This is a genomic window from Rhizobium sp. SG741 (genome assembly GCF_012275435.1).
Lineage (GTDB): Bacteria > Pseudomonadota > Alphaproteobacteria > Rhizobiales > Rhizobiaceae > Rhizobium > Rhizobium lusitanum.
On the sequence record NZ_JAAZQP010000007.1, the window covers coordinates 281,213 to 304,943 of the forward strand.

General features: G+C 60.3%; 27 protein-coding genes. 14 read left to right on the plus strand and 13 right to left on the minus strand.

Going from position 1 to position 23,731, the window contains the following annotated elements; all coding sequences use genetic code 11:
• Window positions 1–29: 29 nt before the first annotated feature.
• Window positions 30–518 (minus strand): GNAT family N-acetyltransferase, encoded by a 489-nt coding sequence (locus tag FHT29_RS19820; protein ID WP_037193702.1) that lies wholly within the window; start codon window positions 516–518, stop codon window positions 30–32.
• 199 nt (window positions 519–717) lie between these two features.
• Window positions 718–1,131: a helix-turn-helix domain-containing protein gene (locus tag FHT29_RS19825; RefSeq protein ID WP_037193704.1), complete on the minus strand. Its 414-nt coding sequence runs from the start codon at window positions 1,129–1,131 to the stop codon at window positions 718–720.
• A 130-nt stretch (window positions 1,132–1,261) separates the two neighbouring features.
• Between FHT29_RS19825 and dmeR the strand changes: the two genes are divergently transcribed.
• The 3 genes from dmeR (at window position 1,262) to bla (ending at window position 3,596) form a co-directional block, all read left to right on the plus strand.
• Window positions 1,262–1,534, plus strand: a complete 273-nt coding sequence (dmeR, locus tag FHT29_RS19830; RefSeq protein ID WP_037193706.1) for a Ni(II)/Co(II)-sensing transcriptional repressor DmeR — start codon at window positions 1,262–1,264, stop codon at window positions 1,532–1,534.
• 34 nt (window positions 1,535–1,568) lie between these two features.
• Window positions 1,569–2,513: a CDF family Co(II)/Ni(II) efflux transporter DmeF gene (dmeF, locus tag FHT29_RS19835; protein WP_037193708.1), complete on the plus strand. Its 945-nt coding sequence runs from the start codon at window positions 1,569–1,571 to the stop codon at window positions 2,511–2,513.
• 84 nt (window positions 2,514–2,597) lie between these two features.
• Window positions 2,598–3,596, plus strand: coding sequence for a class A beta-lactamase (bla, locus tag FHT29_RS19840; RefSeq protein WP_037193710.1), 999 nt, complete (start codon window positions 2,598–2,600; stop codon window positions 3,594–3,596).
• 84 nt (window positions 3,597–3,680) lie between these two features.
• On the opposite strand, the gene FHT29_RS19845 is transcribed toward bla, so the two are convergent.
• From FHT29_RS19845 to FHT29_RS19860, 4 genes are all read right to left on the minus strand, one after another.
• On the minus strand, window positions 3,681–4,205 hold the full coding sequence (locus FHT29_RS19845; RefSeq protein WP_037193712.1) for a hypothetical protein: 525 nt from the start codon (window positions 4,203–4,205) through the stop codon (window positions 3,681–3,683).
• A gap of 71 nt (window positions 4,206–4,276) precedes the next feature.
• Window positions 4,277–5,782, minus strand: coding sequence for a protein adenylyltransferase SelO (locus tag FHT29_RS19850; RefSeq protein WP_037194370.1), 1,506 nt, complete (start codon window positions 5,780–5,782; stop codon window positions 4,277–4,279).
• A 67-nt stretch (window positions 5,783–5,849) separates the two neighbouring features.
• Window positions 5,850–6,371 (minus strand): DUF1697 domain-containing protein, encoded by a 522-nt coding sequence (locus FHT29_RS19855; protein ID WP_037193714.1) that lies wholly within the window; start codon window positions 6,369–6,371, stop codon window positions 5,850–5,852.
• Between the two features lie 20 nt (window positions 6,372–6,391).
• Window positions 6,392–8,485, minus strand: coding sequence for a S9 family peptidase (locus tag FHT29_RS19860; RefSeq protein ID WP_037193716.1), 2,094 nt, complete (start codon window positions 8,483–8,485; stop codon window positions 6,392–6,394).
• A gap of 288 nt (window positions 8,486–8,773) precedes the next feature.
• Between FHT29_RS19860 and FHT29_RS19865 the strand changes: the two genes are divergently transcribed.
• The gene (locus tag FHT29_RS19865; protein WP_037193717.1) at window positions 8,774–9,163 is read left to right on the plus strand and encodes a DUF930 domain-containing protein; all 390 of its coding nucleotides are present in this window, start codon (window positions 8,774–8,776) and stop codon (window positions 9,161–9,163) included.
• A gap of 58 nt (window positions 9,164–9,221) precedes the next feature.
• Here FHT29_RS19865 and FHT29_RS19870 read toward each other — a convergent pair whose 3' ends face one another.
• Together FHT29_RS19870 and FHT29_RS19875 are read right to left on the minus strand one after the other, a co-directional pair.
• On the minus strand, window positions 9,222–9,554 hold the full coding sequence (locus tag FHT29_RS19870) for a chaperone modulator CbpM (protein WP_047559697.1): 333 nt from the start codon (window positions 9,552–9,554) through the stop codon (window positions 9,222–9,224).
• Window positions 9,555–9,557: 3 nt separating this feature from the next.
• The gene (locus FHT29_RS19875; protein WP_047559700.1) at window positions 9,558–10,469 is read right to left on the minus strand and encodes a DnaJ C-terminal domain-containing protein; all 912 of its coding nucleotides are present in this window, start codon (window positions 10,467–10,469) and stop codon (window positions 9,558–9,560) included.
• Between the two features lie 272 nt (window positions 10,470–10,741).
• Between FHT29_RS19875 and FHT29_RS19880 the strand changes: the two genes are divergently transcribed.
• Entirely contained in the window at window positions 10,742–11,536 is a 795-nt protein-coding gene (locus FHT29_RS19880) for a polysaccharide deacetylase family protein (RefSeq protein ID WP_037194374.1), read from the plus strand.
• A gap of 21 nt (window positions 11,537–11,557) precedes the next feature.
• Here the strand turns inward: FHT29_RS19880 and FHT29_RS19885 are convergent, their stop codons facing one another.
• Together FHT29_RS19885 and FHT29_RS19890 are read right to left on the minus strand one after the other, a co-directional pair.
• Complete coding sequence (locus FHT29_RS19885; RefSeq protein ID WP_052212502.1) at window positions 11,558–12,712, minus strand: AI-2E family transporter; 1,155 nt, start codon at window positions 12,710–12,712, stop codon at window positions 11,558–11,560.
• A 100-nt stretch (window positions 12,713–12,812) separates the two neighbouring features.
• Complete coding sequence (locus tag FHT29_RS19890) at window positions 12,813–13,679, minus strand: VOC family protein (RefSeq protein WP_047559703.1); 867 nt, start codon at window positions 13,677–13,679, stop codon at window positions 12,813–12,815.
• A 310-nt stretch (window positions 13,680–13,989) separates the two neighbouring features.
• Here FHT29_RS19890 and FHT29_RS19895 point away from each other — a divergent pair, with 310 nt between their 5' ends.
• Window positions 13,990–14,658, plus strand: coding sequence for a hemolysin III family protein (locus tag FHT29_RS19895; RefSeq protein WP_037193728.1), 669 nt, complete (start codon window positions 13,990–13,992; stop codon window positions 14,656–14,658).
• Here the strand turns inward: FHT29_RS19895 and FHT29_RS19900 are convergent.
• The gene (locus FHT29_RS19900) at window positions 14,633–15,148 is read right to left on the minus strand and encodes a hypothetical protein (protein ID WP_047559705.1); all 516 of its coding nucleotides are present in this window, start codon (window positions 15,146–15,148) and stop codon (window positions 14,633–14,635) included. The genes FHT29_RS19895 and FHT29_RS19900 overlap by 26 nt on opposite strands.
• A 377-nt stretch (window positions 15,149–15,525) precedes the next feature.
• On the opposite strand from FHT29_RS19900, the gene FHT29_RS19905 reads away from it, so the two are divergent.
• The 8 genes from FHT29_RS19905 to FHT29_RS19940 all read left to right on the plus strand — a co-directional run bounded on the left by FHT29_RS19905 (window position 15,526) and on the right by FHT29_RS19940 (window position 22,430).
• Window positions 15,526–17,901 (plus strand): putative monovalent cation/H+ antiporter subunit A, encoded by a 2,376-nt coding sequence (locus tag FHT29_RS19905; protein ID WP_047559707.1) that lies wholly within the window; start codon window positions 15,526–15,528, stop codon window positions 17,899–17,901.
• Window positions 17,898–18,317, plus strand: a complete 420-nt coding sequence (locus tag FHT29_RS19910) for a Na+/H+ antiporter subunit B (protein WP_047559710.1) — start codon at window positions 17,898–17,900, stop codon at window positions 18,315–18,317. The genes FHT29_RS19905 and FHT29_RS19910 overlap by 4 nt, the downstream gene beginning before the upstream one ends.
• Window positions 18,317–18,694 carry a Na+/H+ antiporter subunit C gene (locus FHT29_RS19915; RefSeq protein WP_037193735.1) on the plus strand — a complete coding sequence of 126 codons (378 nt, stop codon included), beginning with the start codon at window positions 18,317–18,319 and terminating at the stop codon, window positions 18,692–18,694. Before FHT29_RS19910 ends, FHT29_RS19915 begins: the two co-directional genes overlap by 1 nt.
• Window positions 18,695–18,698: 4 nt before the next feature.
• Window positions 18,699–20,264, plus strand: coding sequence for a Na+/H+ antiporter subunit D (locus tag FHT29_RS19920; RefSeq protein ID WP_047638823.1), 1,566 nt, complete (start codon window positions 18,699–18,701; stop codon window positions 20,262–20,264).
• Window positions 20,261–20,734 (plus strand): Na+/H+ antiporter subunit E, encoded by a 474-nt coding sequence (locus FHT29_RS19925; protein WP_047559717.1) that lies wholly within the window; start codon window positions 20,261–20,263, stop codon window positions 20,732–20,734. The genes FHT29_RS19920 and FHT29_RS19925 overlap by 4 nt, the downstream gene beginning before the upstream one ends.
• Window positions 20,731–21,108 (plus strand): cation:proton antiporter, encoded by a 378-nt coding sequence (locus FHT29_RS19930; protein ID WP_047559719.1) that lies wholly within the window; start codon window positions 20,731–20,733, stop codon window positions 21,106–21,108. The genes FHT29_RS19925 and FHT29_RS19930 overlap by 4 nt, the downstream gene beginning before the upstream one ends.
• Window positions 21,108–21,470, plus strand: a complete 363-nt coding sequence (mnhG, locus tag FHT29_RS19935; protein ID WP_037193739.1) for a monovalent cation/H(+) antiporter subunit G — start codon at window positions 21,108–21,110, stop codon at window positions 21,468–21,470. The genes FHT29_RS19930 and mnhG overlap by 1 nt, the downstream gene beginning before the upstream one ends.
• Before the next feature lie 528 nt (window positions 21,471–21,998).
• Window positions 21,999–22,430, plus strand: coding sequence for a MucR family transcriptional regulator (locus tag FHT29_RS19940; RefSeq protein ID WP_034507962.1), 432 nt, complete (start codon window positions 21,999–22,001; stop codon window positions 22,428–22,430).
• Window positions 22,431–22,605: 175 nt separating this feature from the next.
• Here the strand turns inward: FHT29_RS19940 and FHT29_RS19945 are convergent, their stop codons facing one another.
• Together FHT29_RS19945 and FHT29_RS19950 are read right to left on the minus strand one after the other, a co-directional pair.
• Entirely contained in the window at window positions 22,606–23,028 is a 423-nt protein-coding gene (locus FHT29_RS19945) for a SufE family protein (protein ID WP_037194376.1), read from the minus strand.
• Between the two features lie 127 nt (window positions 23,029–23,155).
• Window positions 23,156–23,644 (minus strand): DUF5330 domain-containing protein, encoded by a 489-nt coding sequence (locus tag FHT29_RS19950; protein ID WP_246703058.1) that lies wholly within the window; start codon window positions 23,642–23,644, stop codon window positions 23,156–23,158.
• Window positions 23,645–23,731 lie beyond the last annotated feature (87 nt).

The following is a 23,731-nucleotide window of genomic DNA, read 5'->3' on the forward strand; positions in this document are numbered from 1 at the left end:
GTCGACGGCAATCCCTGTAAAGGCCGGCATCAGGCCAAAGCCTGCAGATAGCGCATGCCGGTGACCGGACGCGGCTTGAAATCCATGTTTTCATAGAAGCGGTGCGCCTGAACATTGCCTGTCGCGGCGCCGACGGAAAGGAAGCTGCAGCCGGACTTGCGGGCCACTTCGCGGGCGCGGTCGACGAGATGCTGCCCGATGCCGTGGCCGCGATGGCCGTCGCGCACGAAGAGATGATGCAGGTCCATGCCTCGCTGTCCCTCTTGCGCCTTGTAGAGCGGCACGAGGATGGCGTAGCCGATCAGCCCGTTCTCGCCTTCGGCCACCAGCGCCGTGATCCAGGGCATCGGGCCGAAAAGATCGCGCTCGAGCTGCTCGGGTGTCGCGCCGGAAGGGTCGCCGTGATGGGCGGCCAGCAGCCGGATCATGTCGTTCAGCTCCGGCAGGTCGCGCGGGTGCGCATTGCGGATGGTCAGAACAGGCGGGCGGAGTAGTGAGATGTCGCTATCGTCTAGCATGGCATTTGCGTCCTTGTTTTTTCAATGAGCCGTCAGGACGCTGCCGATACAACAAAGCCGCCTGACGGCGGCTTGTTGACAAAATGATCTGTCTTGGCCGCCCCTTACAGGTACAGCCAAAAATACGAGCGATTATGGAGCGCGTGCTTGATCATGGCGCATAGATGATCCGGTTCAGCGTATTTGTCAATGGGGCGCCTCAATGCTCCGCTTCGCATAGTCCGTGGTCCGACAGTGCCCGGATCACATAGCAGTCTTCGATGCTGTGGCCGTCGCAATGCGACACGATACGCTCGAGCTCGTGCTCCAGCCTCTTCAGCTGCGCGATCTTGGTGCGCACATCGTCCAGATGTTCGCGAGCGATGCGGTCAGCCCCAACGCAGGGGCGGTCCGGATGCTGGCTGAGCGAGATCAGCTCCTTGATCGCGTCGATCGTCAAGCCAAGATCCCGGCCGTGGCGTATGAAGGCCAGGCGCTCCAGATCGGTCTTGGAGTAACGCCGCTGGTTGCCCTCGCTGCGGTCGGGTTCCGATATCAAACCCATCTGCTCGTAGTAGCGGATGGTCGGCACCTTGACGCCGGTACGCTTGGACAAGTCGCCGATCGATAACATGGCATGATCTCCGATACCTCTAGTCTCTAGAGCAATATATATGCGAGCGTTCAGGGGATTTGCAAGTGACAAGGCTTCCGTTGCGGCATCAATAATAGTATACCCCCCTATATTAAACATTGAGATTCGGATGTCCCATACCATTCGCCAGCAAGCCAAGCTCCTGTCTCGCGTCCGCCGTCTCAAGGGCCAGATGGAAGCGGTGGAACGCGCGCTCGAGGCCGAGCGGCCGTGCGGAGAGGTGCTGCAGCTCCTAGCCTCCATCCGCGGCGCCCTGACGGGACTGACCGGCGAAATTCTGGAAGATCATCTGCATGAGCATGTGCTCAATGCCGAGGACGAGCAAGCCCGCCGTCAGGCGGTCGATGAAATGTCCGATGTGCTCAAGACCTATCTGCGCTGATCAGGGCTTCGGGACGTTCAAGGAGAATGATGTCATGAGTGTTTCCTCGGATGCTGGCCACAGCCACGTCTTTCTCGGCTCGGATCATCAGCGCAATGAGCGTCGTATCTGGCTCGTCATCGCGCTGACGGCTGTTATGATGGTGGTCGAGATCGGTGCCGGCTCGGTCTACGGTTCCATGGCGCTGATGGCCGATGGCTGGCATATGTCGACGCATGCCAGCGCCATGCTGATTTCGGCGCTTGCCTATCTCTACGCCCGCCGGCATGTGCATAATGCCCGGTTTACCTTCGGCACGGGCAAGCTCGGCGATCTCGCCGGGTTCGCCAGCGCCATCGTACTTGCAGTGATCGCGCTGCTGATGGGTTGGGAGAGCCTGCTGCGGCTCCTTAATCCGGTGGCCATCAATTTCCGCGAGGCGATCGCCATCGCTGCGGTCGGCCTCGTCGTCAATATCGTCAGCGCATGGCTCTTGCGCGAGGATCACGATCATCATCACCATGGCCACTCCCATGACCATCATCACGACCACGGTCACGCCCATGGCGGCAAGGACAACAATCTGCGTTCGGCCTATGTCCATGTGATTGCCGATGCGATGACATCCGTTTTGGCCATCATTGCCCTGTCGCTCGGCAGCCGGTTTGGCTGGACCTTCCTCGATCCGCTGATGGGTATCGTCGGCGGCCTGGTGATCCTGCAATGGTCGTGGAGCCTGCTGCGCGCATCCGGCGCCATTCTGCTCGATTTCATTCCGCCCGGCGAAGACTTGCCGGACGAGATTCGCGAAGCGATCGAAACGGGCGAGGATCGCATCACCGATCTCCACGTCTGGCAGGTTGGGCCTGGACATCATGCGGCGATCGTCGCGGTGGCAACGCCCGTGTCGCGCGATCCGGCCTTCTACAAGGCTCGGCTTGCCGATATTCATGAGCTTTCCCACGTTACCGTTGAAGTGACTGTCGACAAGGCAGCATAGAATCCGGTAGCAATCGGGCCGGTCGGAGGCTTGCCATATTCCTCGCATAGCCCAAAATCTGCCGATTCCGCTGGAGGCTTTCGCATGCCCATATTGCTTACCCGCCGCCGCCTCGTGGCTGGCTCGGCGCTGTTCCTGCCCGCACTGACATTCGGTGCGAATGCACTCTTCGCGCAGGATGCCGGCACCTCGCCACAGGCGCCCGCCGCCCAAGGCGATTCCGCGACGCCCGACAGCGGGCAGGGCATGGACAGCGATAATGGCGCGCAGGGCAATTCGCAGCTGACTGACGACGTCGACAAGCAGCTGGCGGATCTGGAAAAGAAGACCGGCGGCCGGCTCGGCGTCTCTGTGCTGGATACGGAAACCAACATTTCCCTCGGCTATCGCGAGGAAGAGCGGTTCCCCCTGTGCAGCACCTACAAGGCGCTCGCCGTCGGCTTCGTGCTGACTCGGGTCGATCAGGGTGTCGAAAAGCTCGACCGTCGCGTCACCTACGGCAAGGACGTCGTGGTGACTTATTCGCCGGAAACCGAAAAGCATGCCGGCACCGATGGCATGACCATCGCCGAACTCTGCGGCGCCGCGATCACCTTGAGCGACAACACCGCCGGCAATCTACTGCTCCAGAGCTTCGGCGGTCCTGCGGCGTTGACATCCTGGCTGCGTAGCACCGGTGACACGGAAACCCGACTTGACCGCAACGAGCCTGACGTTAACCAGGCGATCAAGGACGATCCGCGCGATACGACGACACCGGATGCGATGCTGGATTCCATCGGGCTCCTGACACTCGGCAATACGCTATCCGAAACATCGCGCGATCAACTGATCAACTGGTTGGTCGGCAACACCACCGGCGATAATCGCCTGCGCGCCGGCTTGCCGAAGGAGTGGAAGGTCGGCGACAAGACCGGCACCGGCAACAACGGCTGCTTTGCAGATATCGCCGTCGTCTGGCCGCCGGATCGTGGCCCGATCCTGGTGACGACTTTCGTCGCCGAGGGGACCGCGCCTGCGAAGGATATCGAGGCCGTCTTCGCCGACGTCGGCAAGATCGTCACCGGAATGGTGGGGCAATAGCAGGAAATATCGCAGACAAAACAATATGATACGATCGTGACGTGAATCAGGATCCCATCGTCTTCATGTGGTTTCGCAACATGTTCAGGCGATGGATAATGCGGCGGAGGCGCTGTCCGTTTCCTTGTCTGCGTCATTCTCGTCGGTGCCGAGCTTCTGCTTGATCTCGGCTGCGATCTGGTCGTTGATGGCCTTCTGCTCAGCGGAAGGCAGGGCCTTCAAGGAATCTTCCGTCAGATTGTTCTCTTCCAGATATTGCGCCCGGATCTTTTCCGCCGGCGACATGTTCGCCCATTTGGTAAATTCGTCCAGAATGTCCTGGCTGGGCTGCTCGCTCAATGAGGTAGAGCTGCTGTTACTTGTGGTACCGGTGCTGTCTCCACCGGTGCTACCGTCGGTCGCCGAGGACGACGTCGAACCGATCTGGCTGAGCCATAAGCCGGATGAAATGGAGGAGGGGACGCCGCCGGATGCGATGGACGGTGCCTGCGTTTCCTGCTCGCTGCTATCGTCGGGCAAGGTAAAGGGTGAACTGCCGTCGGAGTCAGCATCCTGCTGGCTGCGTATCGGGGTGCTGAAATAATTCTGGGTGCCGTGATGCACTTTCATCGTCATATCTCCCTATGGGTTGACGGACGATGACTCCGCAAGCCTGTCCGGAGCTTAAGCGGCGGGCCTTGTCAGGTGCCGCAGAAGGTCTGCAGCACCCGTTCCGCCGGCAATGGCGGCTCGGCATAAGGCGCAAAGGCAGGCTGGTCCTCATAGGGTTTAGCGAGCACCTTCAGCAGCGCTTCGAACAGGGAAAAGTCATCGTCCTCGACCGCCGCCTGGATCGCCTGCTCGATTCGGTGATTGCGCGGAATGAAGGCAGGATTGGCCTTCCGCATCGCTTGGCCGCGCGCTGCTGCCGTCCGGGGATCGCGGCCGAGGCGCTCGCGCCAGCGTTGAAGCCACGGCGCGATGGATTGCGGATCCTGGAAGGTGGCGGCGAAATCCGTGACATCTTCATCCGCGGCGAGGGTCGCAAGGCGGCGGAAAGCGAGCGTGAAATCCGCGCTCTGCTCTTGCATCGTCGCCAGTAGCGATTGGATCAGGTCGAGATCGCCGTCTTCCTCGTTTGCCAGGCCGATCTTGGCACGCATGCCGGAGAGCCAATAGGCCTGGAAGCGCTCGCCATATGCTTTGATAATGGTATTCGCCAGGTCGATCGCCGTATCGACGGATGGGTCGATCAGGGGAATCAGCGTTTCGCCGAGGCGAGCGAGGTTCCACTGACCGATTGCCGGCTGGTTGGCATAGGCGTAGCGGCCGTTGCGGTCGATCGAGGAAAAAACGGTCGCCGGATCGTAGGCATCCATGAAGGCGCAGGGGCCGAAATCGATCGTCTCGCCCGATACAGTCATGTTGTCGGTGTTCATCACGCCATGGATGAAGCCGACGTGCAGCCATCGCGCGATCAGCGCTGCCTGCCGCTCGGCCACGGCCTCCAGCAGCGCGAGATAGGGGTTCGTTCGGTCTCTGATCTCGGGATAGTGCCGGGCAATGACGTGATCTGCCAGTGTCCGCAGGCTGTCCGTATCGCCGCGGGCGGCGAAGAACTGGAAGGTGCCGACACGGATATGGCTTGCCGCAACACGCGTGAAGATCGCGCCGGGCAGCACTTCCTCGCGGTAGACCGGCTCTCCGGTGGTCACCGCCGCAAGCGCCCGAGTCGTCGGAATGCCCAGCGCATGCATGGCTTCGCTGATGACATATTCGCGCAGAACAGGGCCAAGCGCGGCACGGCCATCACCGCGCCGCGAAAACGGCGTCGGACCAGAACCCTTGAGTTGAATGTCGCGACGTCTGCCGTTGCGATCCTTCACTTCGCCGAGAAGGATCGCACGACCGTCGCCGAGCTGCGGCACGAAATTGCCGAACTGGTGGCCGGCATAGGCCATCGCGATCGGCTGCGACCCCGGCAGGAGCTCGTTTCCGGAAAAGATCGCCGCGCCGTTGCGTTCCAGCGCGTCCACGTCTAGCCCGAGTTCCCGTCCCAGTGCCTCATTGAACTTGATCAGCCGCGGCGCGGCAACAGGTGTCGGCGCCTGATCCGCCAGGAATTGCGGCGGCAGGCGCGCATAGCTGTTGTCGAACGGAATGCTAGGTGCCTGATGCGCCTGTGTTTCGGAAAGGGAAGAGCTCATGCCTTTAAGGTAGGGCTGGCGACGAGGGCGTGCAAGGCGCTTGTTTCCGGTAGGAAGATATCCGTCCCTAGCCATCTTCCAGCTCTCGGGCCATCTCCGCCAATTTCCTAACCGTATTGAGATTTCTCGATGTTCCTGCCTTCAGTGCAGGCAGCTTCAGCTTGGAACGTCCCGAGCCGTCGGGGTAGTGGATATAGATTTCCCTGCCGGCAACCTGCACTTCTTCCCCGCCCGGCGCGACGAGCTTGTCCAGAGCATCCTTTGGCGCCGCCTCCGGAAGGAAGGTGATGAGCAGATAGTTCGGCTTGGCATGCGGGAAGGGCGAGCCTTCCGCCGCAGCTTCCAAAGCCTGACGGCTGCGCAGGATCACCCCGGGCGATTTGCCCATCTTGCGGGCCAGCGCCTCCTCCAAGCGGACCTGAACCTTGGCCTCATCCTCTTCGGAGCGAAAGAGCACATTGCCGCTCTGGATATAGGTCTTCACGTCCGTGAAGCCGATTTCCTCACAGAGCGCCTTCAGCTCCGCCATCGACAATGTGCCGGTGCCGCCGACATTGACGGCACGCAGCAGGGCGACAAAGACGGTCATTCTCTCCTCCCGGCTTCCGCCTACATCTTGTCCGCTACCTTGATGGCGAAGGAATATTCGAAAGCCACTTCCTCCAGGCGCTGGAAGCGTCCGGACGCGCCACCGTGGCCGGCATCCATGTTCGTCTTCAAGAGGATCGGCGCGTCGCCTGTCGTCTTGTCGCGCAGCTTGGCGACCCATTTTGCCGGTTCCCAATAGGTGACGCGGGGGTCGGTGAGGCCGCCGAGCGCGAGGATGGGCGGATAGGGCTTTTCCCCGACATTGTCATAGGGGCTGTAGGCGGCGATCTGCTCGTACTCTTCTTTGCTGTCGATCGGATTGCCCCATTCCGGCCATTCCGGCGGCGTCAAAGGCAGGGTGTCGTCGAGCATGGTGTTGAGCACGTCGACGAAGGGGACGGCGGCGATGATGCCTGCGAATTTCTCCGGTGCCATGTTGGCGACAGCGCCCATCAGCATGCCGCCGGCCGATCCGCCTTCGGCGATGATCTTCGCGTAAGAGGTGAACTTCTGCTCATTCAAATAGTCGGCCGCGGCGATGAAGTCCCTGAACGTATTGGTCTTCTTCTCCATCTTGCCGTCTTCGTACCACGAAAAACCCTTGTCCTTGCCGCCGCGGATATGGGCGATGGCGTAGACGAAGCCGCGATCTGCGAGTGACAGGCAATTGGTGTTGAAACCGGCGGGAATGGCGATGCCATAGGCGCCATAGCCATAGAGCAGGCATGGCGCGGAACCGTCGAGCGGCGTGTCCTTGCGATAAAGCAGGGTTACCGGCACCTGCTCGCCGTCCCAGGCGGGCGCGAAGACGCGGCGGGTGACGTAGTCGGCCGGATTGTGGCCAGAGGGCACCTCCTGCGTCTTCAGCAGGGTGCGCTCGCGCGTCACCATATTGTAGTCGTAGAGCTGGCTCGGCGTCGTCATCGAGGAATAGGAGAAGCGGATGACATCCGTATCGTATTCCGCGGCCCCCTGCAGGCCGAGCGAATAGGCTTCCTCTTCGAAGGCAATCGAATGTTCCTCGCCGCTGTGGCGGTCGCGGATGATGATGCGCGGCAGTCCGTCCTTGCGCTCCAGCCAGATGAGGTGTCGGGCATAGGCCATATGGTTGAGGATCAGCGTGCCCGGCTTGTGGGCCACCACTTCGCGCCAGTTTTCCTTGCCCGGTTTGTCGGCCGGCGTCTCCATGATCTTGAAATCCTTGGCGTCGCCGTCATTGGTCAGGATGTAGAAGACGTCGCCGCCTTCCGTCATCTCATATTCGATCCCCGTCTCGCGCTCCGCCACCAGCTTCGGCTCTGCGGTGAGGTCGGAGGTCGGGATGATGCGGTATTCGCTGGTCTCGTGATCGTGGATATCGATGAAGATGTAGTCATCAAGCAAAGAGCCGCCGACGCCCATGAAGAAGCCTGCGTCTTCTTCTTCATAGACGAGCCGGTCCTGCGATTGCGGCGTGCCGACGATGTGATGGAAGATCTTGGAAGGGCGATGGTTCTCGTCCTGCAGCGTGTAGAAGAAGCTCTTGCCGTCGGGCGCCCAGACGCCGCCGCCGCCGGTGTTTTCGAGCACGTCGGCAAGGTCCTCGCCGGTCTCGAGATCGCGGACCTTCAGCGTGAAATATTCAGAGCCCTTGTCGTCATATCCCCAGATGCCGCGGCTATGGTCGGTGGAGTGATCGAGGCCTGAAAGGCGAAAATAGGACTTCCCCTCATTCTCCTTGTCGCCGTTCAATAAAAGCTTGCGGTCGCCGCCGTTGCGGGCTTCGCGGAAATAATGCGGCTGCTCGCCGCCGGTGACGAAGAGCGTCCCGTAAGCGTAGGGGCCGTCCTTGACCGGCACCGAGCTGTCGTCCTCCTTGATGCGGCCCTTCATCTCGCCGAAGAGAACCTTCTGCAGCTCCTTCGTGTCGGCCATCGCGGCATTCATGTAGGCGTTTTCGGCCTCCAGATGCGTGCGGATTTCCGGGGCCAGGATCGAAGGATCCTTGAACATTGCCTGCCAGTTGTCGGCGCGCAGCCATGCATAATCGTCGCTGCGGCTGATGCCATGACGCGTATCCGTAATGGTTTTTTTCGGGGCGGCAGGCGGGGTAGGAAGGTTCTTGAAAACTGACACTGGAGCGCTTTCTCTGGTGTGAAAGTCGGATGCGAGGAGAAGAGAGAAATAGAGGGCGGCTGCATGAGGTTCAATAGGCAAGTGCCCCGTCAAGTTTCATGCAAGTCGCCGATATTAGTCTCGATCGGACAGGCGGCTTGCGGGAAAACCGATTGGGGGCTGCCTTGATGAGACCACATTCTTTACCGAAGTCGGCATACAATGCGTCGACATAAAGGGCGGTTGAACCGCCTTCCCCGAGGGGAGCGGACGCAATCAAATTCGGAAAAATGCAAGGGACCGGTCATCATGCTGAAACTCTTTGCCATCCTTATCCCTCTGGCTTCTTTCGCTAACTCTGCCTTCGCTGTTGATGTGACCATGAAGAAGGAGTTGGAAAAGCTTGATCCTTCCGAGCGGATGGAGCAGGCATGCGACGCGGAGGCCATGAAGCGGATTGGCACGGAAAAGACGGGTTTCAAGCCGGACAAGGTGATTGCCTATACGTTCGGCGACCCGGCGATGAACCCGGATTCGATGAATGCGCCCGGCGCGGTCTTCCGCAGCAAGGGTGACTGGTATCATCTCTCGTATATATGCGTCACCGGCCCGCAGCACATTCATGTTCGGGACCTGAGTTATCAGATCGGCGATAAGGTGCCGCGCGACAGCTGGCAGCAGCACTATCTTTACGACTGAGCGCCCAAGGCATTTTCAGGAAAATTGCGCAGCGATGCCGTGAAGCCGCTGGAAGGCTCTATCTCCGCTTTTGCACGTCCACGCGCGTGAGTTCCGACAGGATGTGCTCCTGCACATCCGAAGGCTGCCGGCGGACGGCATCCGTCAGGTCGCGCAGCGTCGCCCTGAGGCTATGAAGCTGATCGACCAGATCCATGACGACATCGATGCCGGGCTGGTTGAGGCCCATGGCATTGCTGAGGTCGAGAATAAGCTGGCCGCGCGCGATGTCCGCCTCGCGGAAATTCCGGCCCTGATCCGTCACTTCCGGCACCAGCCAACCCTCAGAGATCCAGACTTCCAGAACTGTGGTCTCGATTTCGAGGTGCAGTCGAAACTCTCTCTCGTCCATCGCCTATCCTCCCATGGTCTTTCTGGGATCTTGCGTCTTGCCGGCCTCCCATTCGGAGGCGAAACGCGTGAGTTCGGGATCCGCCGCATCCGGAAGGACTACCTTCAGGGTGACGTAGGCGTCGCCGTTTTCCTTGCCGCGCACCGGTGCGCCCTTGCCCTTCAGCCGCAGCACCTTGCCGGTATTGGAATTCGGCTGCAGTGTCACGGTGACAGGACCGGAGGGTGTTGGGACCCGGATCTTGCCGCCGAGCACCGCCTCAGTCAGCGAAATCGGCAGTTCCAGCCGGATATCGTCGCCGTCGCGGGTGTAGAAGCGGTGCGGACGGACATGTACCGCAATCAATGCATCGCCAGGCTTGCCGCCATTGATGCCGGGTTCGCCCTTGCCCTTCAGGCGCAGGGTCTGCCCGTCGCGGGTGCCCGGCGGTATCTGAACGTCGAGCGCCGGCCCGTCAGGCAAGCTGATCTGCTTCTTCGCGCCGTTGATGGCGTCAAGAAAGTCGGCTTCCATCGAATAGTGACGATCTTGACCCTGCATTTGGGATTGGCCTCGGCTGCGCCGTGAGAAGAAGTTGGAAAATATGTCGTCGGCATCGCCGAAATCGGCGAATCCTCCGGCATTCCGATAGGGACCGCGCTGGCCTTCGTTCGCGGCATAATCGCGGTAGTAGTTGCGCGGCGCCTGCTCGGTGCCGCTGCTATCGATCTCGCCACGATCGAAACGCGCGCGCTTCTCCTCATCACCGACAATGCCATAGGCTGCCGAGACCTCCTTGAACTTGTCCTCGGCCTGCTTGTCGCCGGGGTTGAGGTCGGGATGCAGCTTTTTGGCAAGCTTGCGATAGGCGTTTTGAATATCCTTTTGCGGGGCGTCCCGTTTTACGCCCAGAACTTCATAGGGATCGCGACTCATGCATGTCTCTCTTTGGGAGCACGGAAAAATAGGCAGATAGTGATAGAGCGGCCTCATATCAATCGTAGCATAGACGCGGCCAGGTTGAAGCCCGGACCTCGATGCTTTGCAGAGTCACGGCATTTGTGATGCGAAATCGGCATGTTTGCCGTCGGCTTGCCATATTTCCGGCGTGTTGGCGGATGATGGCGGACGCCGAGGCGGAAAACCTATGGCAATCACGTGCCCCTTCCGCCAGATTTCATTTGCTCGATCCGCTCGGTGGCTGCCCGATGAACCGTTTTTTGCTGACGTCCGCATTCCTTGTCGCTGCCGTTCCGGTTGCCTTCGCCGCTCAGCCGACGCAACAGCCTGCCGGCTGGCCTGAGCTTCCACCAAAGGCCCCTGTCTCGAACGTCAAGCTCGTCGAGCCGCATCTGCACGTCAATCGGGCAGGGAAGGGCGCGCCGCGCATCGCGCTGACGTTCGATGCCTGCATGGGCAAGACCGATCCGCGCATTCTCAGCACGCTGGTCGATCAGCATATTCCGGCGACGATCTTTGTCACCGCGCGCTGGCTGCGCACCAATCCGGATTCGCTTGCCGTCTTCCTCGCCCATCCCGACCTTTTCGAGCTGGAAAATCATGGGCAGAACCATATTCCGGCCGTCGATGTTCCGACCAAGGTCTACGGCATAGCCGCCGCAGGATCGCCGCAGGCGGTAGCTCAGGAAGTGAAGGGCGGAGCCGACGCCATGATTGCCGCCGGCATTCAGCAGCCGCGCTGGTTCCGTGGCGCGACCGCGAAATATACACCCGCCGCCATTATGCAGATCCGCGGCATGGGCTATCGCGTTGCCGGATATTCCGTGAACGGCGACAGCGGCTCGCTGCTGCCGGCCAAGATGGTGGAGAAGCAATATGCCTCCGCCAAGGATGGCGATGTCATTATTTCCCACATCAACCAGCCGACGCATGCGGCGGGAGAGGGCGTGGTGGCAAGCATCCTGGCGCTGAAGGTCAAGGGCGTGCAGTTCGTCCGCCTGCAGGATATCCCCGAAAAGGGCGACGACGGCACGACGAACTGATGGCGTAAGCCTCGGTTTGTCTCAGCCTGGCAATTGCGGCTGGGTTTTTTCCTCGATGAAGAGTTCATCGACGACGGTCATGACGATCAGCGAAAGCGGCAGCGCCAGCATGGCGCCGATGGCGCCCCACATCCATGTCCAGAATATGATGGCGAGGAACACGACAAAGGGGTTGAGCTCCCATTGCCGGCCCATGACCGCGGGAAACACCAGGTTCTCCACCGCAAGATGCACAGCAAAGAAGGCCGCAGCCGGCGCTAGAGCAAAGATGATGTCCGATTGCGTGATGATGCCGGCGATCGCGAGCGCAATCGTCATCGTCGTGACGCCGAGGAACGGGATGAAGCTCGAGAGGAAGGCAAATACGCCCCAGAGTATCGGCACGCTCATGCCGCCGACATAGGCGATAACAGTCATGGCAACGCCGATGCCGGCATAGATCAGCGAGGCCGTGGCGAAATAAAAACCGAGCACCCGCTCCACCGCATTGATGATGCGGATTGCCGTCAGTCTCGACTCCCTGCTGGAAAAGGTCATGATGATCGTTTTACGCAGGGTAACCCGGCCGGAGAGAAACAACAGGAGCGCAGCAAAGAAGATCAGTATTTGAACGATGGCCGGTGTGAGATTGCTGGAGAGAAGATGCAAGACATTGCCGCTGTTTTCCAGCAGCGTGGTGATGGACATGGGACCGCTCTGGAAAGTCTCCGGGGAAATATGCAGCCATTTGAACCGGTTGAGATAAGGCATCAGCCTATCGGAGGTTCGCTGGAAGAAATCGGGAGCCTCCTGAGCCAGCGTTGCCAGCGGCCCGGCGAGCGCGTTGACGACGAGGACGATGGCCAGTGCTACCGCCGACGACAGGAGAATGGCGTTGAGGACACGGGGCACGCCAAGTCTGCTCAGTTTCTCCGCCGCAAGACCAAGGATCATCCCGACCACGACGGCAAGCGTCACCGGAATGAGGATCATCGACATCATATAGACGCCTGCAAGCGCCAGGATGAGGAAGATGCCTATGGTCGCCCATGAGGCGGCGACATGGAGTTTGCCATTTGTTGGATAATCCGCCAGTTCGGCCGCGTCGGCTTCGTTGCCATATCCGCCCGCCGCGGAGCCGCTTTCCTGCGCCGCCGTTCCGCCTGCATGCCTGCCGGCGATTTTATCGATCTCCATCCCATCAAATCCCCGAAGGCACGATCGCCTTACCACTAAAACGCGAAAGGCCCGCTCCAGTTCCGGAACGGGCCTTGTCATGCTTGGTCAGCCGGGCAAATTACGCGACCAGGTTCAGCCCGATGCCCCAGGGATCCCGCAGCGAAACGCCGCCGTCGCGCTTCTGGGTCTTGATCTCATGCTGGTCGAGGGCGGCCACGGCCTTATCAAGCGAGACTTTGTCGTTGAAGCGCAGGGTGTAGTCAGAAAGGCCGGTCATGTGTTCGGAGCGCACTCCCGCGCCGCGGCTGTTCCAGGTGTTGGCGCCGAGATGATGGTGATAGCCGCCGGTCGCAAGGAAGGTGGCGCCGGGATAGCGCGCGGCCATGACCTTCATGCCGAGAACGTCGCGATAGAAGGCGTTCGCCTCTGCCACGTCGCCGACCTGCAGGTGGATGTGGCCGATCGCCGAGCCTTCGGCCATACCGTCCCAGCGGTCCTGCGGAGCGCTTTCATAGAGCTGCTGCAAGTCAAGCCTGAGGGTCGCCATCTCGACCGTGCCGTCGCTATGAAACGTCCACTGCTCGTGTGGCCGATCGGCATAGATCTCGATGCCGTTGCCTTCCGGGTCCGACAGATAGATGGCTTCGCTGACGATGTGGTCGGACGCGCCTTCGAGCACGACGTTATTATGTGCTGCATGACGAAGCCAGCGGGCGAGTTCGACCCGGCTCGGCATGAGGAAGGCGGTGTGAAACAGGCCAGCCGCCGTTTGCGGCGCGCGCACGGCCGCGCGATCCGTGGTGAGGGTCAGGAGAGGTTGGCCGGCGACGCCCAGGACTTCGCCACTCGCCGTCTTCTCGACCACCTTGAGGCCGAGCATGTCCTGATAGAAGCGCGACACCAGCGGCAGGTCGGTGACCACGAGATGCGATTGGCCGACATAGGCAGGACGCGTCAGTGCATAGGAGGGGGCGGTTTCGGTCATGGGTTATTCCAACCTCGATGTTCTGGAAAGGCAACCGGCGTGGACGGCAGGAAACCGTCAGCGGTGGGCGGGAGATTTTTCGCCGGTTGATATGCCTCTTCGATGTCCTCTCGCCCGCTGTACTTGCCATCCTATATGGCGGATTTCGATTGTTCACAGAAGGCCAGAAATTGCGGATTGAGCGTTCGCTCCCTGTTGACGAGATACTCCGCGCGTTCACGAAGATTTATTGAAATGCCCGTTTGGTGCGGTTGCTTCCACTTCGGTGAGGTGCAAGAATCGGGCTGTTACGGAATTGGAACGCGCACAGATGGCCGAATATAGAGGCATTCGCTGGGCTTATGATCGATACGAAGTGATCGCCGACAGCATTGTCAACGGCGTCGGCGTCGTGTTTGCGCTGATCGGCGCGACCGTATTGATCTTCTACGCGACCGTCTGGAGCTCCTACGGTGGGATCGCTGCCGCCTGGATCTACGGCGTCGGTCTCGTGCTGACCTTGGGGATGTCCTTCGCCTACAATGCCTGGCCCGTATCGCATACCAAATGGTTCCTGCGGCGTTTCGATCATTCCTTCATCTATGTGCTGATTGCCGCCACCTATACACCCTTTCTCGAACGCGGCGCGGAGGATCCGCTGCTGCTTGCCATGCTGATCGCAGTCTGGGCTTTTGCAGCCTTCGGCATTGTGCTGAAATGCTTCTTTCCGGGGCGTTACGATCGGCTGGCGATCCTGCTTTATCTAGTCATGGGTTGGAGCGGCGTGATTGTGGCCAAGCCGGTCTCGACCTATATCCCGTTCGCGTCGATGCTGCTCATCGTCATCGGAGGGGTGATCTACTCGCTCGGCGTCATCTTTCATGTCTGGGAAAAGCTGCGCTTCCAGAACGCCATCTGGCATGGCTTTGTCATTGCCGCCGCCGCCGTGCACTATTCGGCGGTGTTGACGTGCTTCAGCCTGTCACCGGAAAACTTTTGACGACCTGCGCCGTCGGCGTGCATTTCTTCGTGGAGCGCAGGCTGCGCACCAGGCGCATGACCATGGCGTCGTAGCGCTGCATGTCCGCCTTCGAATAATCCATCTGGAAAAAGGCCGCTCCGCCGTTGCAGAGGGCTACGCCGCGCACATAGACGATACGACCCTGCTTTGTGCCGGAGAAGCTGATGCCGCGCGAGTTCGATTTGGAGTAGGAAATCTTCCAGCCCTGATCCTTGGCGAGCGCCACGCGCACATTCGCTTCCGTCGAGAAGTCGCCGTTGGGGATGATCGTGCTGAAAACCTGCAGCATGGCAGATCGATCCGCCGGCGACAGGGAAAGGCGGTTGGCATCGTCTGATGGGGCCGAGAGATGAAATTCCGACGGCAGCTCGATCGCATAGCCGAAGCCCGTATTGTCATAGGACCACCAGTCGGCGGCAAAGGCCGACGCAGGGGAAAGAAGCAGGAGGGCGGTCAGGCGCGCGAGCATTGCGGTTTCCGGGAGGCTGGATCTGCAAACCGATCAAGAATAGCGCATTTTTCAGCAGAAATTCCATAGCGATTCTAAGAATAAGAATAAAATAGCCTAAATTCGTTACAGCTTCATTGCGAGCCATGCACGTTTAGCGGCTTATTCGACACTGCAGCCATTTGTGCCGGACTTCTGAGCCGATGCTGTGAAACGATCGCCGTCAGAAACATGGTGCGCATCCTCAACCTGTAGGCTGTTCCTGCCGAAAGCCGATTTCAGTGGTTTAATCCCGGTTTTATTCCCGCAGGACTTGAGACGGTCCCGCCTTTCGCCTATCCCTGCAACCTAGCTCCGGCCATGCCGGATTCCGCATTGGTGTTCAGCAGGGAGAGGACATGGCCGGTTTCGCGGGCCTGACATTCCTGGCTCTATGTCTGCCCTTTTTCGGTGCGCTGATCGCGTCCGTCATCGTTCGGCGTTTTGGGCACCATGCGGCTTGGCCGTTGGCGCTGCTTCCTGCGCTGGCCTTTCTCCATTTTACGAGGTTTCTCCCCGACATTGCCTCGGGGCAGGTCGTCCGGGCCGGTTTCGATTGGGTGCCGAGCCTCGGCTTGCGCTTTTCATGGCTGCTCGATGGTCTGTCGCTGACCTTCGCTTTGCTCATCACCGGCATCGGCACGCTGATCGTTCTCTACTCAGGCGGTTATCTGAAGGGGCATGCGGATCTCGGGCGCTTCTTCTCCTTCATCTTCCTGTTCATGGGCTCGATGCTCGGCCTTGTCGTTTCGGACAGTTTCCTCACCTTGTTCGTCTTCTGGGAATTGACCTCGATCACGTCCTTCCTGCTGATCGGCTTCGACCATCAGCGGGAGGCGTCGCGCCGGGCAGCGCTGCAGGCACTGGTGGTCACCGGTGGCGGAGGGCTGCTGTTGCTCGCGGGCCTGCTGCTCATCTGGCAGATCACCGGGGTTGGCTCGATGTCCGACCTGCTGAAAGCCGGCGATGCCTTGCGCGGGAGCCCGCTCTATCTCGCAGCCCTGATCCTGGTGCTCGGCGGCGCCTTCACCAAATCGGCGCAATTTCCGTTTCATTTCTGGCTGCCGAACGCCATGGAAGCGCCGACCCCCGTATCGGCCTATCTGCACTCCGCCACCATGGTGAAGGCGGGCGTCTATCTGCTGATGCGGCTCAATCCGGCCATGGGTGGGACGATGGCCTGGCAGACGATCCTCCCGATTTTCGGCGCTGCGACGCTGCTGGTCGGAACCTTGCTTGCCATACGGCAGACCGATTTGAAGTTGAAGCTGGCCTATACGACGGTCTCCTCCCTCGGCCTGCTCGTGTTGCTCACCGGTTTCGGCTCGGATTACGCCGTCGAAGCCGCCGTCCTTTATCTGGTGGCGCATTCGCTGTTCAAGGGCGCTCTGTTCATGATCGCCGGCATCGTCGACCACGAGACGGGAACGAGAGATATCACGCGCCTGGGCGGCCTGCGCTCCGCCATGCCGCTGACCTTCGCTGCCGCCCTGATCGCCGCCATCTCGATGGGCGGCCTGCCGCCCGCTTTCGGGTTCCTCGCCAAGGAGGAGATCTATGCGGCTCTGGCACAGGCCTCGCCGGGCGCGATCATTCTGACGATCGTCGCCGTTGCCGGCAACGCGCTGATGTTTGCCATCGCCTTTGCCGTGGCGCTGAAGCCCTTCCTGGGACCGACGACCGAGACGCCGCAGCATCCGCATGAGGCGCCCCCACTGCTCTGGCTCGGACCGGTAGTGCTTGCCTTGCTCGGTCTCGCTTCGGCTTTGCTCTCGGGCCTATGGCATGCCTATGTCTCGTCGCCGATGGCCAGTGCCGTCAGCGGCAAGGGATTGCAGATATCGGTGTCGCTCGTCCCGCATGTCGGTCTGCCCCTTGCGCTGTCGGTGGCGACCGTGTTGATCGGCATCCTTGTCTATTGGAAGCTTGATCGCGCCCGCTTTCTCATGTCGGTCGTCTTGCGGGCTCTGGGCCCGGGACCGGACCGCGGCTTTGATGGCTTCATTTCCAGCCTGGTGCGATTGTCACACCTCGTCTCGCGCGTCCTGCAACCCGGCCGCCTGGAAATCTATGTCACCGTGACCTTTGTTTGCCTTGCAGCCACGCTGTTGATCCCGCTCACCATCCATGGCGAACTGCCGGCAATCCCCTCATGGCCGAATTTGCAATGGCATGAGGCGACGATCTTCCTCATCGCCGTTATAGGGCTTGCTGCCGTCGTCCTTGCGCGCGACCGGCTGACCGCTATCGTTTCGCTCGGCATTCAGGGTTTTGCCGTGGCCGTCATCTTCCTGCTGTTCGGCGCGCCGGATCTGTCTTTCACGCAATTCATGGTCGAGACCCTTTCCGTCGTGATCCTTGCCATGGTGATGACGCGGCTGCGTCTGTCTTCCTCGGATCGCCGTCCGCCGTTGAAAATGGTCGCCCATGCCGCGCTTGCGATTGCTTGCGGCGTCGGCTTCGGCCTCCTGTTGCTGAAGGCGACGCAGGCACCCTTCGACCTGACGTTGACGGCCTTCTTCAATCACTATTCGAAGCTGATCGCCCATGGCGACAACGTCGTCAATGTGATCATCGTCGATTTCCGCGGCACGGACACGCTCGGCGAGATCGCCGTTGTGGCCATTACCGGGCTTGCGATCTTGGCGCTGATCCGCATTCGGGCGGGCGGCGAGCGCAAGCTTGCGGCCAACGATCCTGATCTTGAGGAAAAGTTGGAGGCTGAGCGTTCATGAACACGCTGATCTTCCGCACCGCCGCGCCGTTTCTCACTGCACTGATGCTGCTCTTTTCCGTTTTTGTCCTGTTGCGCGGCCATAACGAGCCTGGCGGCGGCTTCATCGGCGGGCTGATCGCGGCCTCCGCCCTGGCGATTTATGGCATTGCTTGCGGCGTGACGGCGGTGCGGCGCGCGATCATGTTTCATCCGCTGGCGATTGCCGGCTTCGGCCTGCTGGCGGCGACCGTCGCCGGTTTCCTGTCCGTCTTCTCCGGCGTGCCGTTCATGACCGGGCTGTGGATCTATCCGCATGTGTTCGGCGTCGAAGTGCCGCTTTCCACCGTCATGCTCTTCGATATCGGCGTCTATCTGGTCGTCGTCGGCGCCATCACCTCGATCGCGCTCGCGCTCGAAGAGCGGGAGGTGGATTGATGGAGGTCGTCTTTTCCGCTTTGGTCGGCCTGTTCTTTACGGTCGCGATCTACCTGATGCTGTCGAAATTCTCGATCCGCATCATGCTCGGCATCGCGATCCTGGGCAATGCCGTCAACCTCTTGCTCTTTACCGCCGGCCGGGTAACTCCCGAGGTGCCGCCGATCATCCCGCGAGGTGCGACTACGCTCGATCTGGCTGCTGCCAACCCGCTGCCGCAGGCGCTGATCCTGACGGCGATCGTCATCTCATTTTCGTTTCTCGCCTTTCTGCTCGTCCTGACCTACCGGGCCTATCAGGACCTCAAGACGGACAATACCGGCGAGATGCTGGTGGCCGAACCGGACGAGCGGCCGCTGCCGCCTTTGGGTTACTAGCGATATGGCCGGACCAGCCGACACCGCTGTCGATCTCTCCGCCGCGCTGGTGGCTGCGCCAGTGCCGCTCGGGCATTGGCTGGTGATCCTGCCGGTGGCCCTGTGCATCAGCCTTGGCGCGATACTTCTGATGTTGCGCAACCGCACCGAATGGCACGCCTGGATCGCCATTCCCGGCCTGATGCTGCTGGTGCTGGTCGATGCCGCCTTGCTTTACAGGGTCGCCAGCGATGGGCCGGTGACGATGGTGATGGGTCGATGGCTGCCGCCGTTCGGCATCGCCTTCAGCGTCGATCTTCTCGGCGCGATCATGGCCCTGACGGCGGCTATCGTCGCGCTCGCGGGCGGCATCTATTCGCTCGGCGAGATTGTCACCAGCGGGCGCCGCTATGGTTTTTTCCCATTTCTGCTGCTGCTGCTTGCCGGCGTCAGCGGCGCTTTCCTGACCGGCGACGTCTTCAATCTCTATGTCTGGTTCGAGGTGCTGCTGATATCGTCTTTCGGCCTGCTGATCCTCGGTTCCGAGCGGGAACAGATCGACGGCGCGTTGAAATATGCCGTGCTCAATCTCATCGCCACCACGCTGTTTCTGGTCTCCGTCGGCTATCTCTACGCCATCTTCGGCACGCTCAACATGGCCGACATCGCGATGAAGGCGAGGGCTGGCGACAGCAGCGGGCCGCTGATGACGCTGGCAGGCCTGTTCCTGCTCGCCTTCGGCATGAAAGCGGCTGCCTTCCCCGTCAATTTCTGGCTTCCCGCCTCCTATCACACGCCGCGCATCACCGTTTCGGCCCTGTTCGCCGGCCTGCTCACCAAGGTCGGCGTCTATGCTCTCATCAGGGTTCTCGTCATGTTGCTGCCCGTCGAGCGCGCCGAGCTTGGCCCGGTCATTACCGTCGTCGCCATCGCGACGATGCTTGCAGGCGTGCTGGGCGCGCTCGGCGAAAATGATATTCGCCGCATGCTTGGCTACATGGTCATATCAGGCATCGGCACGATGCTGGCGGGCGTGGCACTCGGTAGCGCCGATGGTCTCAGCGGGACGATCTTCTATGCGCTGCACTCGATGGTGCTGATGACGGCGCTCTACCTGCTGGCAGGCCAGGCTGCCCGGCTCGGCGGCGGTTTTTCGCTGACTTCGCTCGGTGGGCTTTATCGGCGGAGCGGTTGGTTCGCCGGCCTCTCGCTGGTGCTGTTCTTCGCCGTCAGCGGCCTGCCGCCTTTTTCCGGCTTCTGGCCCAAGGTCGTTCTGGTGAAGGCGGCGCTTGCAACAGGCGCCTGGTGGCTGGCCGCCGCGATCCTGCTGGTCGGTTTCCTGACGACGATCGCCTTCGGCCGGGTCTTCCTGCTGGCATACTGGCGCCCGGGGAGTGAGGGAGGCGCTGTGGCCGTTGAGCCGATCAGATGGCAGGCCGGTCTGCCGCTTCTCGCTCTTGCCGCGCTGGTCGTCGGTTTCGGCCTTTTCCCGGAGCGCCTTTTGCATCTGACGCAGCGCGCCGCGGCAGACCTTGTAGATCCATCCGCCTATCTGCACTCTGTCTTTCCTGCTGCGGGGGGCGTGCAATGATCCTGTTCGTCTTCAATCTGCTGCTTGCCATCGTCTGGGTCGCCGTCACCGGCAGCGCCTCCTTCATGAATTTGGTGTTCGGCTTTCTTCTCGCGGCCGTTGCGCTTGGGATCGTGCGGTCGTCCTATGGCGGCGTCCTTTACCTCGGCCGTGTCCGCCGAATACTCGCGCTGTTGCTGTTGTTTCTGTGCGAGCTTGCCAAATCCGCCTGGGCCGTCGCCATGGCCGTCATGAGCCCGAAGATGGATGTAAAACCGGGGATTTTCGCCTTCCCGCTGAGAGTCGACCGCGATTTCGAAATCACGCTGCTTGCCAATCTCATCACGTTGACGCCCGGCACCCTTTCCGTCGATGTTTCCGACGACCGGAAGATCCTCTACGTGCACGCGCTCGACTGTTCCGATCCGGACGCCATCAGGCGGAGCATTGCCGAGGGCTTCGAGCGTCGGATCATGGAGGCTTTCCGATGATCGCCGCATCCATCGTTTCGGCCGCCGCTATGGTGGCGCTCGGCATTCTGAGCATCGCCTTTTTGCTGACCGTCTATCGCGTGGTCGCCGGCCCGACACTGCCAGATCGTGTTCTGGCGCTCGACATGCTGGTGGCGGTTGCCATCGGCTTCATCGCCGTCATCGCCATCAAAACCGGCTTCACGCTCTATATCGATATTGCCATTTCGCTTGGCCTTGTCGGCTTTCTTGCTACCGTTGCCTTTGCCCGTTTCATCCTCACGCACGCGCAGTCCAAAGCGCCGGTGCAACCTCACGTGGCGCGGGACAGTGGCAACGCGCAGCAGGGCAAGAAAACCCGCAAGAATAGTCGTCGGCAGAAGGGAGGGCGGTAGTGGAATTGTTCTGGGCTGTCATTGTTGCCGCTCTGCTGTTGGCCGGCGCACTATTCTCGCTGATCGCCGCGATCGGTATCGTTCGTCTACCCGATCTCTACAGCCGCATGCATGCCGCGTCGAAAGCCGGAACTGTTGGTTCCGGTCTTTTGCTACTTGCAGTCGGTATTCATTCGCAGGACTTATCGATATTGGCCCGTGCCTTGGCAGGTTTCGTCTTCTTCGTGCTGACCGCGCCGATTTCGGCGCATCTTCTTGCACGCGCGGCACATAAGGCCGGTCATCGGTTGACTTTGCCCTCGGTGAGAGACGAACTGTTGACGGGACAAATGCCGAAACGCCTGTCCAAAACAAGGCGCTAACAAACGCAAAGATTGTCGGAAAAGCAATACATGTTCGCCTCTTTAGTTATCTATTTTTAATAGATGAGATTTTTGAGAAGAAATGATGGGATTAAAAACTGGACATTTGGGTAAAGAGTGCTAATTCAGATTCAAGTAGAGTTTTGATGTTGAGTTAGTCTCGACCGGGTATAAGTTCTCGATGCTTTGATCTTTCTTTGGAGCAAAGCTGAACAAAGCTTTCTTCCGGTTAATGATTGGGGATCATTTTCCCTAATCACTAATTCTGACATCAGACGGTATAGAAGCGGTTTTCGTCGCATGACGTCTAGGGGTGGATTTCACGCGATAAGAAACGTGGCGTAAAGCACCGCTTTTTGCTGGAGGCTGCTACGAATGCGGGCAATGCGTTAGTGCGGATTGCCTGGCGCAACGAGACTTGGAATCGATATGATTTCCGGGGCTCCGCGCGGTTTATACAGCAATGCTGTGCCTTGCGCGCTCGATGGAGGCGCGGCCAGCAGGCAAGCCGATGAACAGGAGAACAAAATGACAGATACGGCCCTTGGCAATGGGCACGAGTTACTGGTTGAGCTGACAGCCGATATAGTCGCGGCTTATGTCAGCAACCATGTCGTCCCGGTCAGCGACCTTCCGAATCTGATTTCCGACGTACATTCCGCCTTGAGCAGCACCTCGGCTCCGGCTCCTGCCGTTACCGTGGTTGAAAAGCAGAAGCCGGCCGTATCCGTTCGCAAATCTGTACAGGATGATCAAATCACTTGTTTGGAATGCGGCGGCAGCTTCAAGTCGCTGAAGCGTCACCTGATGACCCATCATGGTCTCTCGCCTGAAGAATATCGCGAGAAATGGGATCTGGCGGCTGACTACCCGATGGTGGCGCCGGCCTACGCGGAAGCACGTTCACGGCTAGCGAAGGAAATGGGTCTCGGCCAGCGTCGCAAGCGCGGCACTCGTTAAGCGCCCAGGAGCGATTTCAGGAAAAGTGCGTAGCGGTTTTCCGTCCGGAATTGCGCAATAACAATCACGTAGGGCGGTTGGGCGATTCCGTGAGACGCGTAACCGCCCTAGCTGGTCTGCAGAAAAACCCGGCTTGCGAGCCGGGTTTTGTCTATCATCGTGACGCCAGCCGGGCCTATGCTGCGGCTCTCACGCGGGCTTCTTCGCGGATGCGCTTGATCATGGAGCGCAGTCCATTGGCGCGCTGCGAGGAGAGATGCTCGACGAGGTCGATCTTGCCGAAGACATCGAGCGCATCGAGCGCGGCAATTTCGGACGCCGGTTTGCCGGAATAAATGGCAAGCACGATCGCCACCAGCCCGCGCACGATATGTGCGTCGGAATCTCCCTCGAACGTCAGGACCGGATTTTCAGGGTCGCCGGACGCATGCGTCACGAGCCAGACCTGACTGGCGCAGCCCTGCACCTTGTTTTCCAGCGTCCGTTTATCTTCCGGTAGATCGGGCAGCGCCTTGCCGAGCTCGATCACGTAGCGGTAGCGATCCTCCCAGTCGTCCAGGAAGGAAAAGTCCTCGATGATCTTGTCAAGCGTTGCCATCATATCGATCCAATTTGTCCATCGACTTTGGATATAGGCGAAACGACGGGCGATTTGAACCCGCGGATAAAAAGAACGCCGCTGGCCTGTCGAGGCCTGCGGCGCGCAAGGTGGCCAAGAAAAGGCGTCAGGTTCGCGGACGCGGCATCGGCAGCGGCACGGAAGAGGGCAGCTTGACCGTGCCGGTGGTCAACACGTCGGCGGTTTCGGTGCCGATGACGCGCTTGACGGGCATCGGTTGCGTCGTGGCGGCGACCTGTTCGGGGCTCACGCGCGCTGCCGCAGTGTTGACGGAAGAATTTGAAGACTGATCCTTGAAGTGGCGCCCGAGCATGTCGTAGGCGACGCGTGCGCCGTCGCGGGCCTGATAACCGAGGGCCGTCAGCGTTTCACCGCCCTTCATACAGACATCCGGCTTCTCGGAGCACATCGCGCCGACATATTGGACGACGCCTGTGGCGGCCGAAAGCGCGTCGGAGACCTGCACGGTTGGCTCTCCCGCCGGGCGGGGGTCGCCCTCGGGCTTCGCGAAGATCGGCAGGAACATGAGAACCAGCGAGAACCAGAACCCTGTTCTAATGAGAAACCACATTTCCTTGCCCACTTTCTCTGTCATCCGGCTCGGTCGCCGATTCGGACTTGTCTGTCCGATGTGGCTCGAACCCTATCCGGCAGAGGACAACATCACTTTTCAAAACTCCTC